This is a genomic window from Bradyrhizobium lablabi, assembly GCF_018131005.1.
Taxonomy (GTDB): Bacteria; Pseudomonadota; Alphaproteobacteria; order Rhizobiales; family Xanthobacteraceae; genus Bradyrhizobium; species Bradyrhizobium lablabi_D.
The window spans coordinates 22,085-35,416 of sequence record NZ_JAFCJK010000015.1 but is presented as its reverse complement, the minus strand read 5'-3'; the positions used below and the strand labels follow the sequence as shown (position 1 = coordinate 35,416).

The window sequence follows — 13,332 nt, the reverse complement described above, 5'->3', positions numbered from 1 at the left end:
GGCGATGATGACGAGAACGGTATCAAGGGTCACGACGATCCTCCCGGATTGATACCGCAAGTCTAAGGCACCGGTGCGCCGGCGCCTTGCGCCAGATCAAATCCGGGCGAACTCGGCACCACGGCCGGATTCTTCAACCGGCGTGGAGCGTTATCGGTTCTTATTGAATCAGAACCGAAGCTCCAGATCGTTGTTTTAACGCGTTCTCTTAACGCAAACCTGCATCCACTTCGATCGAAAACGCTATAGGCTATGTCGCGTAGAAGGCATCGTCACGGAGCACCCTCATGCGCGTCATTGTCCTGCTCGCTGCCATCCTGTTCGCTTTCGCCGCGCCTGCGTCTGCCGCAGACGACGTTGCCGCCGCGCAGGACGTGATCCGGGCGCAGGAACAGGCATTCAGCAGGGACGACGCCGCGGTGGCGTATTCCTATGCGGCGCCCGGAATCCAGCAGATCTTTCCGCGGGCCGATATCTTCATGCTGATGGTGCAGGACAGCTACGCACCGGTCTATCGCCACAAGAGCTTTGAATTCGGCGAGGCGCGCACCGAGGGCGGCTGGATCGCGCAGCGCGTCCATATTGTCGACGCCAACGGCGAGGCATGGGAGGCGCTCTATACGCTGGAGCGGCAGGCTGACGGCAGCCTGAAGATCACCGGCTGCTCGCTGCTCAAGTCCGGTCAGGCAGTTTGAGCCCGGGGCGCTACGCCAGTGCCAGCCGTTGCCGCCCGCGCAGCAGGAGCAGCAGCATGATGGAGACGTTGAGCAGGTTCCAGGCGAACCCGTTGGCGAAAGCGGCGGCGTAGGAGCCAGTGGCATCGAAGATCACGCCGGAGATCCAGCCTCCGAACGACATGCCGAACACTGAGGCGAAAATCACGATGCCAATGCGGGTCGCGGCTTCTGCGGCCGGCATCGCCTCGCGCACGATGATGGCGTAGCTCGGCACGATGCCGCCCTGGAACAGGCCGAACATCGCCGAGATGACGTAGAGCGAGGTCAGGCTGTCGAAGAACAGATAGAACAGGAGTGCGCTGGCTTGAGCGATCGAACCGATCAGCAGCGTGCGGATGCCGCCGATCCTGTCGGCGAGGAAGCCCGACCCGATCCGGCTGATGATGCCAAAGCCGAGCATCAGCGACAGCATCTCGGCACCGCGCGCGACGCCATAGCCGAGGTCGCCGCAATAGGCGACGATGTGAACCTGCGGCATCGACATCGCCACGCAGCAGGCGATCGCGGCCAGCGACAGGATCGCAGTCAGCGCATTGGTGGACAGCTTCAAGTCGACCCGTGGCGGCGCCGCGTTGACGTGGCTGCGCTGCGTAGCGGCGCCCATCAGGAGGCGCAGGATCGTGAGCGTGACCGCCATCGCGATCGCGGTGAAGATGCCGATGGCAACATGGGTGGCGCGCCATCCAAAAGTCTGCATGCCGAAATTGACGACGGGCGGCCAAATGGTGCCGCCGATATAGTTGCCGCTCGCCGCGATCGCGACGGCGAGCCCACGGTAACGGTCGAACCAGTGCGAGGCTTCCGCCATCAAGGGGCCAAAAGTCGCCGCCGAGGACAGGCCGATCGCGAAATGGAGCAGGTTGAATGTCCAGATCGACGGCGCGTAGCCGGCGCCGACATAGCCGAGTCCAAGGATGCCGATTCCGACCCCGATCGCCGCGACGATGCCATGGCGGTCGCTGATCCGGCCGGTCACGACCTGGCCAAGACCGAAGCCGAGCATCACCATGGTGAAGGCAAGCGAAGCCGTGCCGCGCGTCGCGCCGAAATCCGTCTGCACCACCGGTAGCGCCACCACCACCGACCACATGCCGACGCTGCCGAGCGAGCCGATCGCCACGGCGACGGCAAGCCGCAGCCACGCCCGTCGCGAGTCGGGAATGAAAGCAGCGGAAACGGGGGAGAATTGAGAAGCAATATCCACGGCGCAGGGAACTTCGACGCCAATGGCCTCCAGGTCAAGCCGCAATGCCGAGAGATTAGGCATGCAGTGACAAGGGGGCGCCGCTCCCGAGAGGCCTGCGTCGAGGCCGGGAATCCCAAGCGCCAGCTTTGCGCGTCAATTCCCGAAGTTCGGATCCTGCGACTGGAACGGGCCGCATTTGGCGCTCTTGGCAAATCGCTGGTCGAAATCGACCGTGCCACCGCCGACGGGGACGTGCGTTGGCGGCAGGCCCCTTGTGTATTGATCGACGATCACGGTCTTCTTGTCGGCGCTCATGGTGACGCGCACCGGCTCGAGCGGCTTTCCCTTGTTGGCGTCGGTCAGATCGAGCGCGTAGTAGCCAGCCACCGTCTGGCCAGCGCGCATACCGTGACCAGCGACCGCAAGCGGCACATAGACCTCCATCCTGACGCCCTCGCCTTCGCACGCCAGCATGCGCATCATCGCGCCTTCGTCACCCGGGAGCTTTGCCGTGGCGATGGTCGCGAAGGAAAGAGCCACGATCGCGACAAGTCCGATACTGCCAAGCCGACGCCTGCCGGTCATTGCCGCTGCGCAGTCTCTTTGGTTCGACATCGAAACCCCCGAGAAGCATTGATCAAGTTCTACCTTTCGTCGGGCATAGGCTCCGGAAGTTCAGCTCACTGTCGTGGAGCGCTGACAGGCCTGGTTGATCGTGCTCGAGCGTGCGGCATGAGACATCGTGAACGGCCGTCTCGGAATATCCATCGCTGGACGACGATCATGCTGTCGTGAAAGTTTGATGCGATGCGACCTTGTTCACACTTGCCAATCGCGGCCCGAGTGATGATCGTCTGGTGACGCGTCGGGACAGCGGATCGTGCACGGCAAATCGGCGGGGCCGCCTATGGCGGAACGCGTGCTGGTACCAAGCCGGACGCCTCACACCTTGAGGGATCGCAGCGCATTTCACCGGAGGGTACATCATGCATACGTTGCCCGCGGAATGGTTGCCCGTTTCAATTGCTCCATCGGACCGGAGTCTCGAAGTCTGCGTCCTGACCTACGATGGAATGGTCCACGCATTGGAATTCCCTTGTCACAGGGACGGCGCCGAATGGGTCGATGTTTCAAACAATCACGTCCACGTTCAACCGACGCATTGGCGCAAATGGATCGAACCGGTCAAATAACCGGTGTTGGGCCTTGCCAATCTGAACCGACGTATGATCGCCGAGATGATCCAAGCGGCCGTGCGCGAACGACTGATCTCTCGCACCGGTTGGCAAAGTCGGCTAAGCTTGCCGCGTGGGTTCGAGGTGAGCCGGAGGCTCGTCATGGAATCACACGTCATCCCCTTCGAAAATCGCTGGGCCAACGGCGAGCATGCCTGGCGATGGCATTGCGAGCTCGAGCGGCTGGGCGTGCCGACCGTCAGGACGATGTACTGCGAACACGAGACCCATCATGGCGAGGAGCCCGCGGTGGTGTTTGACATCCCTGCCGGATTTGTCCGCGACTGGCTGGCCTTCCACGATCGGCGCGACGCGCGGCGGCAGTTCCTGTGGCGCGCGAGCGTCATCGTGCTGGGCGTCATTGCCGCGTCGGGCGCCGTGCTCGGCGCCCTGAGATAGCCGCCTGGGCAGGCCGGACTGCGACGGCGGCCCACTACAGCGGCTGCCGGAAATGACACCGTCGGACGCACCCCCATTAACCGTTTGCTAACCATACACCGGGCAAAAATTGCCCAGTGAAGTCGAGTGTCGTCGATCGCGTGGGACGGGAGGAGACCCCCGTGGACGCCAGTGCGGTGCCTCACTTTCGGAACGGTGGTCCTTCGGCCGCCGCGCAGACGTTTGGCGGCCGCAGCCGTCATTCGCGGGGGGAGCCGGCGAGCATGGTCGACGTCACGGCGGGACAGGGCTCAATGACCGGGGGCGGGCTGCCCTCCCTCACTGAGATCGGCAACATCCTGAAGCGCGGCGACATCGCGCTGGCGTTCGGCATCCTCACCATCCTGGTGGTGCTGATCCTGCCGCTGCCCTCGATCGTGCTCGACCTGTTCCTGGCGGTCTCGATCACAGTCTCGGTGCTGATCCTGATGACCTCGCTGTTCATCCAGGCGCCGCTGGAATTCTCGTCGTTTCCGACCATCCTCTTGATCTCGACCATGCTGCGGCTGTCGCTGAACATGGCCTCGACGCGTCTGATCCTGTCGCACGGTCATGAGGGTACGGCGGCTGCCGGCCACGTCATCGAAGCCTTCGGCAACTTCGTGATGGGCGGCAACTTCGTGATCGGCATCATCGTGTTCGCGATCCTGGTGATCGTGAACTTCGTCGTCATCACCAAGGGTTCCGGCCGCATCGCCGAAGTTGCGGCGCGTTTCCAACTGGACTCGATGCCCGGCAAGCAGATGGCGATCGACGCCGACCTGTCCGCCGGCCTGATCGACGAGAAAACCGCGAAGGAACGGCGCAAGGCGCTGGAGGACGAAAGCGGTTTCTTCGGCGCCATGGACGGTGCCTCGAAATTCGTCCGCGGCGACGCCATCGCCGGCCTCCTGATCGTGTTCATCAACATCATCGGCGGCATCATCATCGGTGTCGCCCAGCAGGGTCTCTCCTTCGGCGAGGCCGCCCGCACCTACACCGTGCTGACCGTCGGCGACGGCCTGGTCACGCAGGTGCCGGCCCTGATCGTGTCGACCGCCGCGGGCCTTCTGGTCTCCAAGGCCGGCATTACCGGCGCCGCCGACAAGGCGCTGATGCGCCAGCTCTCCGGCTATCCGCAGGCGCTCGGCATGTCGGCGGGCGTGATGATCGTGCTATCGCTTCTGCCAGGCATTCCGATGCTCCCCTTCCTCGCGCTCGGTTCCGGCGCCGCCGCGCTCGCGTGGACCGCGCGCAAGCAGCAGCGAGTCGCCAAGGCGAGCGCAGACGCCGCTGCCGCCGCCCCGGCCTCGGCCGCAGCCGCCGCGGCAACCGCGGAGGAACCGATCTCCGCGGCGCTGAAGATCGACGACCTCAAGATCGAGCTCGGCTACGCGCTGTTGCCGCTCGTCAACGGCCCGGATGGCACCGACCGCCTCACCGAGCAGATCAAGGCGCTGCGCCGCTCGCTTGCGGTCGAGATGGGTTTCGTGATGCCGGCGGTGCGCATCCTGGACAATGTGCAGCTCGAGGCGAACAGCTACGTGATCCGGATCAAGGAGGTCGATGCCGGCACCGGCAAGATCTGGCCGAACCAATTCATGGTCATGGACCCTGCCGGCAACCAGGTGCAGGTACCGGGCATCCACACCATCGAGCCGACCTTCGGCCTGCCCGCAACCTGGGTCGATGCCGGCCTCAAGGAAGAGGCCTCGCTGAAGGGCTATACCGTGGTCGACGCCGCCACCGTGCTGTCGACACATCTGACCGAACTGCTCAAGGCCAACATGGCGGACCTGCTTTCCTACGGCGAGGTGCAGAAGCTGCTCAAGGAACTGCCGAAGGAACAGGGCGAACTGATCAAGGACATCGTGCCGAGCCAGGTCACGGTGTCGGGCATCCAGCGCGTGCTGCAACTGCTGCTCGCCGAACGCATCTCGATCCGCGATCTCTCGACCATCCTGGAAGGCATCGCCGACGCGCTGGCGTTCTCCCGCAATCCGGCGACCATGGTCGAGCACGTGCGCGCCCGGCTGGCGCGCCAGATCTGCGCCCAGAACACCTCGCCAAACGGCTATTTGCCGCTGATCGCACTGTCCGCGCGCTGGGAGCAGGCGTTCGCCGAGTCGATCGTGGGCCAGGGCGACGACCGGAGCCTTGCGATGCAGCCCTCGAAGCTCTCGGAATTCATGACCGCGGTGCGCAATGTGTTCGAACAGGCGGCGCGTGAGGGCGAGGCGCCGGTGCTGGTGACCTCGGCGGCAGTTCGCCCGTTCGTGCGCTCGCTGGTCGAGCGTTTCCGCTCGCAGACCACGGTACTTTCCCAGGCGGAGATTCATCCCCGCGCCCGGCTGAAGACGGTCGGCAGTGTCTAGAGCGCGCGTTTCCGGGATCAAGCCTCAGCCCGGCGGATTGGCGCTCTTCTTTCGAGGGGAACCGAGCGATACGCCCCAAATCAGCACCAGCGGTGAGAGCGGTTTTTTCGCTACAGGCAAATGATTTATGCGAAGCCTGCCGGCGGACGGAGTCCGCCGGCGACAACACAACGCACCTCGGACTTTCAAGATAACGGTTTGGTATAATGTATATTTTTTGTCTCTTCGCGTTTAGGGCGATCCTTCCTGCTCGCGCCCGTTCAAGTCTTTTCACCGCCTTGTGATCGCCTCTGGGGAACGGAATTGGCAAATCTTACGTTGTGAAGGCGCGAGACGATGAACCCGGCGACGGATGTCCTAGACAAATCCGTATGACCGGGGGCGGCAGGAGCATTGCATGAACCACTCGATCTATAGCGCTGATCGAACCACGCATCTCAAGATCGTGGTCGTGGCTCTGATTGCGGGCATCCTGGTCGCTGGTTTCGGTATCTCGGCGCGTAACAGCTCGGACGAGGGTTATACCCAGACCGCGCGGGTGATGAAGGCCGGCAAGCCGGTCGTGGTCACCAGTTCGTCCAACGCCCTGGTCCGCTAACGAGGAGAATTTCACGGAATTCACGTAGCGTCTTTATAGCCCCCCAAAGTCGTTACGTGGATATTTAAGACCCCCAACTACCCCCAAGTTGACTGTTGAAAACGCCCGCTCCCCACGGGCGTTTTCTTTTTTTATATGTTGGGCCAACCCGCACGCAGACCTGTTCCCGAGGTGCCGCGAACGCATGTTGCCGCGGGACGCGATCTGATTGAGCGAGGATGCTTTAAAACGCGATGACGACCCAGCCTAATCCAATCTCATCGCGCTTTAGCGTGGCACAGACGCGCCCGGCACGGTTTCGATCAGCTTCCCCGTGAAGATCGGCGCCGAGGTCGGCTGGCCGCTCGGTGACCCGCCAGCCTGCTCGACGGTCACCGCATAGGTGGCGTCGTTGATCATGCCGGCATCGTAGGACGACAGCGCCGGTCGCGCAGTAAAGTCGCTGGCGCCGATCACACCAAGCGAGCGCGGCTGCGGCAGCTTGTCGGAGATCAGCCAGAGCTCGAAGCTCTTGCCCGGCTCAGCTTCGGCACCCACTTTGCGCACGGTGAAGGTCTTGCTGGCGGCGTCGACCGTGAGGATGAAGGCCGGCGAGCTTGCGTCTTTCTGCAGCAGCGCGACGTACTGCGCGGATGATTGCGGGGGCGGCGTCTTTACCTCGACGATCTCTGTGCGCGGCTTCGGCCGGATGCGGTCGGGCAAGGCATCGGGATGGTAGATCTGAAGACCGAGCGTCAGCAGCAACGCGGCTGCGACCGCGCTCGCGGCGGACGCGATCGTGCGCCAGCGCCTGATGCGCGCCGAGAGATAAACGACATTGTCGTCGGCGATGGCAGAAGCTGGCCGGATTTCGTCCGGCTCGGCCCGCGGCGACGGCAACGGCGGCTCAGGCAGCGCCAGCGGCGCTTGCGGCTCGGCGGAATGTCCGATCGCCGCCTTGATGTTCTCCCACACGATCGGGCGTGGCTCGATCGAGCCGACCATCTGATTCAGCGAGCCGAGCCTGTACTCCCACGCCCGGACGATCGCGCTGAATTCGCTGTCGGCGGCCATCATGGCCTCGACCTGCGCGCGCTCCTGCGCATCGAGGGTCCCGAGCGCATATTCCGCAGCGAGCGCGATATCGTCTTCGCTATAGGCCATCAACGTCGTCCGCTATCGCCTGCCCCGCGAGGCGAGACGCGAAAGATCGATGTGGTGCGAGTGAGGATCAATCTCTTCATGCTCTAAAGTCCAAGGCACTCCCGGATGTCCATCATGCTGCGGCGCAGCCACGTCTTCACCGTATTCACCGGCGTCTCGAACTTTGCGGCAAGTTGTTCACGGCTCCAGCCATTGTAATAGGCGAGCAGAACGAGCTTCTGCCGATCCGGCGCCAGGCGACCGATGCACTCCAACAACCGCCTCAACTCTTCTGTCATCTCCCGGCGCGCCAGCGGATCGGACGATTCAGCAGCCACCTCCATCGCTGCCGGCTCCTCCTCCAGCGAGACCTCGCTCTTCTTGCGCACCACGTCGATGGCGCGGTTACGCGCGATCGAAACCATCCATGTGATCGGCGAAGACAGGGCTGGATTGAACTGGCCGGCGCTATTCCAGATCTTGACGTAGGCCTCCTGAATGACCTCCTCGGCGAGGTCCTGTCGCCGCAAGATACGCAGCACGACGCCGAAGAGTTTCGCGCGCGTGGCGGCGTAAAGGCGCTCAAAAGCGGCCTGATCTCCTTTCGCAACGGCAGCGATCAGCCAGACCAGCTCAGCTGGCGTCAACATCCAGCGTCCCCCAAATCTCGCTTCCTCGTCGGCTCGTTGCCAATGGTCTTGTCGCCCGAATGTGTCCCGCCCGGTCGTAGCATAGTTTGTGGCCTGATAGTTCACCAGTGGCTCGCTTATGGACATCGCCAAGCAAAAACCCGGACCGTGAGGCCCGGGTTTCATTGTCGTGCGGCGCAGACGAAGCGGGTCAGGCGATGACACCGAGCCGTGCGCGCATCAAGCCTATCGAATCCATGTCGGCCTGCTCGCGCGCGCTCTCTTCGGCGCGCTCGCGTGCCTGGTCACGCTCGTCGAGAAGTTCGACCTTCTTCAACTCCTCGAAGGCTTCCGACAGCAGCGCCTTGGCATCCTCGAGTTGGGCGCGCAACTCGTCGGCGGAGCGGGTCAGGTTCTCGCGGCGCTGGATCGCAGCCTTGGCGTAGGTCGGATAGGCGAAATGGCTGGGATCATTGATCCCGGCCCGCTCCTGCTCGACCTGGATTTCGCGCTCGAGCTCCACCGACATGCGTTGGAAATCGGCGATCATGCCTTCGATCTGGGCGACCCTGCGGCGCTTTTCGTCGACCTGAAATTTCTTCAGGCGGATCAGCGTTTCACGTGACTTCATCGACTCGTACTCCCCAGAAGTCCCGATTTGGAACGCGGGACAGAGCCGGCTCCCCCTGGGCCCCGCCGGCATCGCTAATGATGTACCGCCGATGATATTGGCCCGACAAAGTTAGCGTTCCGTTTCCAAACCCGAGAGGATTTGCGCCAGTTGGCGGTAGCCATCGCCAACGGTGCAGGATTCGCCCTTGGACTGGTTCAGGAATGCTTCCAGCGGTTCGTGCAGGCGGATCGCCTCGTCAACCTCGGCGCTGGAGCCGGCCCGGTAGGCACCGAGCCGGATCAGTTCCTCCATATCGGCGTAGGTCGCCATGACTTGCCTTGCCTTGGTGATGGCCGGGAGGAAATCGGGATCGGCAGAACGCGGCATGGTCCGCGAGACCGACTTGAGAATATTGATCGCAGGATAGCGCCCCCGCTCGGCGATCGAGCGCTGCATCACGATATGGCCGTCGAGGATGCCACGCACCGCGTCCGCGATCGGCTCGTTATGATCGTCGCCATCGACAAGCACCGTGAAGACCGCGGTGATGGTGCCGACGCCGGTCCCAGGCCCCGCGCGCTCCAGCAGCTTCGGCAATTCGGTGAATACCGTCGGCGTATAGCCCTTGGCGGTCGGCGGCTCGCCGGCGGACAGGCCGATCTCGCGCTGCGCCATTGCAAAGCGCGTCACGGAGTCCATCAGGCACAGCACGTCCTTGTCCTCGTCGCGGAAATACTCCGATATCGCAAGCGTCAGATACGCCGCCTGCCGCCGCATCAGCGCCGGTTCGTCGGACGTTGCGACCACCACGACCGAGCGCGCGAGGCCCTCTTCGCCGAGGTCTTCCTGCAGGAATTCCTGCACCTCGCGGCCGCGTTCGCCGATCAGCCCGATGACTGTGATGTCGGCATCGACATTGCGTGCCAGCATCGACAGCAGCACCGATTTGCCGACGCCGGAGCCCGCGAAGATGCCGAGACGCTGGCCGCGGCAACAGGTGAGGAAGGTGTTGAGCGCGCGCACGCCGAGATCGAGCGGCGCGCCGACCCGCTTGCGCGAATGCGCAGGCGGCGGCGAGTTGCGGTAAGCCATCGGCGAAGCGCCCTGCGGCAGCGGCCCCTTGCCGTCGATCGGCTCGCCCATCGCATTGACGACGCGGCCGAGCCATGAGGGCGACGGCCGCACCTGGCTCGCCGCATTGGCGATGACCGCACGGCAGCCGCGCCTCACACCATCGAGACCGCCGAACGGCATCACGACAGCATTGCTGCCGGAAAAGCCGATCACCTCGGCCGCGATGAAGCGGTTGCCGCCGACGTCGATCACGATGCGTGCGCCGACCGACATCGCATGGATCGGGCCTGCGATCTCCACCATCAGCCCGCGCACACCCACCACACGGCCATAGATATTGACGCCGTCGATGTCGCCGATCTGCTCCGCGAGCGCCTTCATTGCGAAAACCTTAAGTTTCCGCGCTTTTGCTGAGACCGCTTAACTTCGTGTTTACCCGCATCATTAATCATTGCGTCACTGTCTTTGGTGACTGAGGTCGCTTGCCCGTCAGAAGAAGGGCGAGTCGCAAGAGTCGGTTAGGCCCGTCTCTTAATTTGGAACTTGAACGAGAACGGATAGGAAAAGCTTCTTCTGCACAGTATCTTAGGGCGATTCGACAAAAATTGCACGGATAGAGCTTGCGCGGAGGAATCAGTTTTTGTTAACCATAACTCGTCAGGATCCGAATCAGTTGTTCAAAGGCGTTTTGTGAGTGCCGCAAGTGCGGCCGACCTGACGCCCGGAGCGGCGACTATAGGGGACTGGCATGCGCGTTCTGCTGATTGAAGATGACAGCGCCGTCGCGCAGTCGATCGAACTGATGCTCAAATCCGAGAGTTTCAACGTCTATACGACGGATCTCGGAGAGGAAGGCGTCGATCTCGGCAAACTTTACGACTACGACATCATCCTGCTCGACCTCAACCTGCCCGACATGTCCGGCTACGATGTGCTCAAGCAGCTCCGGGTGTCGAAAATCAAAACACCAATTCTGATCCTCTCCGGGCTCGCTGGCATCGAGGACAAGGTCAAGGGTCTCGGCGTCGGCGCCGACGACTACATGACCAAGCCCTTCCACAAGGACGAACTGGTCGCCCGCATTCATGCAATCGTGCGCCGCTCCAAGGGCCACGCCCAGTCCGTCATCCAGACCGGCGACCTCGTCGTCAATCTCGACACCAAGACAGTGGAAGTCGGCGGCCAGCGCGTGCATCTGACCGGCAAGGAATATCAGATGCTGGAGCTGCTCAGCCTGCGCAAGGGCACGACCCTCACCAAGGAAATGTTCCTCAACCACCTCTATGGCGGCATGGACGAGCCGGAGCTGAAGATCATCGACGTCTTCATCTGCAAGCTGCGCAAGAAGCTCGCAAACGCCTCCGAAGGGCGCAACTTCATCGAAACCGTGTGGGGCCGCGGCTATGTGCTGCGCGAGCCGCACGAAGCCGACGAGCGCATCCCGGCCTGATCTGCGGGGAATGTTGCAGCGAACCGCATGGTTCGCGTCTTCTGACCGGACCCCGCCAAAAACGGCGGGGTTTTTGTTTTCGGACAAGTAAAGCGCGATGAGCGCCTTGTTTGAGCATGATCTCCGCGCAAACGCGACGCGTTTGTCGCGAGGGAAAACCGCGACACATTTTTCCGGATCATGCTCTGGGCGATGACGGGACCGGCGCCATAGCCCTTGCCGCCAAACCATGCGCGGAATTTCTTTGGCATGCCTGTAGCCACGGCATCGCTCCCTATCGAAAACAACAACAAATTGCGTCTCAGAAACCGTACGATTTAAGATGGGTGGAGACCACCGATTGACCGATCGAGCGACCGGAATGAGGGGCATCCCATTGATCCGCCGCAAATGGCCGGGCTCTTGTTTTCGGCGACCTTCGGTTTGAGAGCAGTATTGCTGTCCTACAACCTTGACGCTCACCGGCCGAACGATCAAGATCGCTCATTTCTCATGGGAGGACGATATGCGCGTTCTCGTCATTAGCGATCTCCATATGGGATCCGGTCCGCTCGAGGACTTCGATCCGGAGGTCGAGAGTGGATTTGTTCAATTCTGCGACCAGATCATCGCCGACGCTCTTCCGACCGAACTCGTGATCAATGGTGACTTTCTCGACTTCGTTCAGGCCGCACCATGGCAGTCCTCCGATTTTGAATCGGAGACTCCAACAGGCACGCCTTTGTGCTTCACCGAACAGCAATCACTGCAAAAGCTTGCCAATATCCAGCACGCACACCGGTCGGCTTTCGCCGCATTGGCCCGGCTCGTCGAATCCAAAGCCCTCCTCCGGCTAACCATAATGCCCGGCAATCACGATGCCGATATCTATTGGCCCGCGGTGCAAGCCGAATTGAAGAGAAGTCTCTCCAGCCAGGCCACTGCCGGCAAAGTCCGCATCCATCTCGATCAGCAATATCAGCCACCGGAATTTCCAAAGCTGTGGATCGAGCACGGTCATCAGCACGACAATTGCAACAACTTCAAGATCAATGGCAAATCCTACTGGTCGACGAACGCCCCGCCGATCATGACTGACAGGAACAACGTAGCGCGGCTGATCTCGTGCGTGGGGACGCGATTTCTGCTCAAGTTCATGAACCAGATGGACGAGCGATATCCATTCGTCGACAACGTCAAGCCGTTCAGCAAATTCGTGAAGATATTTCTGGTCTCAGGGGCTGCCCGCGACTTCGGACCGATAAAGGCGCTGGTCTCGTATTGGGGCTTGGCTTCGTTCCTGGCCGATAGGCTCGCCAAGGCCCCGAGCGATCTGCTCAGCGCTGAAGAAAAACCCGAAAGGATTGCCGCCGAAATGGGCCGGCTGGTCTCCGAACTGGGCGACGAGAAGGCCGAGGCCTTGAAATCGCGGCTCGCCGCCACCGGCTTCGTCATCGGCAGCAGAACGTTGAAATTCTATGCCAGGCAGGACGATGCGAATGCGGAGAAGTTGCTCGATTTCCTGGTCGCGCACCCTGACATCCTCGGCGAGGTAGAACGCGATCACAGCGGGCTGCTATCACCCGGCGACGACGGCTATCTTACCCTGGGTGGAGGATTTGTCGCCGACGAGACCCGCGAGTTGCGGAAGGCGGCGCGAGCCATCATCGACAGTGGCCAGGCCAACGCGGTCGTAATGGGTCACACGCATGAACCGGTGAACCCCAATCCGGATCTGAACTATGTGAACACGGGAAGCTGGATCAGGTACTTCAAGGAAGTCGACGGCAATCAACGTTCTTCATGGTCGATATTGAAAGAAACGGGATATCCCTATTTTCCCTATGAACTGGCGTACGCCGAAATTGGCGAAACCACCCGCGGTGAATTGGTGAGAAGGATTTTTCGGCCCTAGGG

The 13,332-nt window shown here is 62.0% G+C and carries 12 protein-coding genes; 6 read left to right on the top strand and 6 right to left on the bottom strand.

All coding sequences use genetic code 11. From position 1 onward, the window contains the following. Positions 1-287 precede the first annotated feature (287 nt). A complete protein-coding gene (locus JQ553_RS31215) occupies positions 288-695 on the top strand; it encodes a DUF4864 domain-containing protein (protein WP_212503905.1) in 408 nt (135 codons plus the stop codon). Between the two features lie 10 nt (positions 696-705). Here JQ553_RS31215 and JQ553_RS31210 read toward each other — a convergent pair whose 3' ends face one another. Further along, a complete protein-coding gene (locus JQ553_RS31210; protein WP_249144714.1) occupies positions 706-2,004 on the bottom strand; it encodes an MFS transporter in 1,299 nt (432 codons plus the stop codon). 72 nt (positions 2,005-2,076) lie between these two features. Further along, positions 2,077-2,508, bottom strand: coding sequence for a hypothetical protein (locus JQ553_RS31205; protein WP_212503903.1), 432 nt, complete (start codon positions 2,506-2,508; stop codon positions 2,077-2,079). 752 nt (positions 2,509-3,260) lie between these two features. Here JQ553_RS31205 and JQ553_RS31200 point away from each other — a divergent pair. The 3 genes from JQ553_RS31200 to JQ553_RS31190 all read left to right on the top strand — a co-directional run bounded on the left by JQ553_RS31200 (position 3,261) and on the right by JQ553_RS31190 (position 6,548). Then, positions 3,261-3,557 (top strand): hypothetical protein, encoded by a 297-nt coding sequence (locus tag JQ553_RS31200; protein ID WP_212503902.1) that lies wholly within the window; start codon positions 3,261-3,263, stop codon positions 3,555-3,557. Positions 3,558-3,820: 263 nt separating this feature from the next. After that, on the top strand, positions 3,821-5,950 hold the full coding sequence (gene flhA / locus JQ553_RS31195) for a flagellar biosynthesis protein FlhA (protein WP_212503901.1): 2,130 nt from the start codon (positions 3,821-3,823) through the stop codon (positions 5,948-5,950). A gap of 397 nt (positions 5,951-6,347) precedes the next feature. After that, positions 6,348-6,548, top strand: coding sequence for a hypothetical protein (locus JQ553_RS31190; protein WP_212503900.1), 201 nt, complete (start codon positions 6,348-6,350; stop codon positions 6,546-6,548). A gap of 267 nt (positions 6,549-6,815) precedes the next feature. Here JQ553_RS31190 and JQ553_RS31185 read toward each other — a convergent pair whose 3' ends face one another. The 4 genes from JQ553_RS31185 to fliI form a co-directional block, all read right to left on the bottom strand. Further along, the gene (locus JQ553_RS31185; RefSeq protein WP_212503899.1) at positions 6,816-7,691 is read right to left on the bottom strand and encodes an anti-sigma factor domain-containing protein; all 876 of its coding nucleotides are present in this window, start codon (positions 7,689-7,691) and stop codon (positions 6,816-6,818) included. An 83-nt stretch (positions 7,692-7,774) separates the two neighbouring features. Further along, entirely contained in the window at positions 7,775-8,320 is a 546-nt protein-coding gene (locus JQ553_RS31180; protein ID WP_212503898.1) for a sigma-70 family RNA polymerase sigma factor, read from the bottom strand. A gap of 190 nt (positions 8,321-8,510) precedes the next feature. Continuing rightward, positions 8,511-8,930: a flagellar export protein FliJ gene (fliJ, locus tag JQ553_RS31175; RefSeq protein ID WP_212503897.1), complete on the bottom strand. Its 420-nt coding sequence runs from the start codon at positions 8,928-8,930 to the stop codon at positions 8,511-8,513. A gap of 111 nt (positions 8,931-9,041) precedes the next feature. Further along, on the bottom strand, positions 9,042-10,367 hold the full coding sequence (gene fliI / locus JQ553_RS31170) for a flagellar protein export ATPase FliI (protein WP_212503896.1): 1,326 nt from the start codon (positions 10,365-10,367) through the stop codon (positions 9,042-9,044). A gap of 367 nt (positions 10,368-10,734) precedes the next feature. On the opposite strand from fliI, the gene ctrA reads away from it, so the two are divergent. Beyond that, positions 10,735-11,436: a response regulator transcription factor CtrA gene (gene ctrA, locus JQ553_RS31165; RefSeq protein ID WP_016848562.1), complete on the top strand. Its 702-nt coding sequence runs from the start codon at positions 10,735-10,737 to the stop codon at positions 11,434-11,436. Between the two features lie 634 nt (positions 11,437-12,070). Beyond that, positions 12,071-13,330, top strand: a complete 1,260-nt coding sequence (locus JQ553_RS31160; protein ID WP_409363104.1) for a hypothetical protein — start codon at positions 12,071-12,073, stop codon at positions 13,328-13,330. Positions 13,331-13,332: the final 2 nt, after the last annotated feature.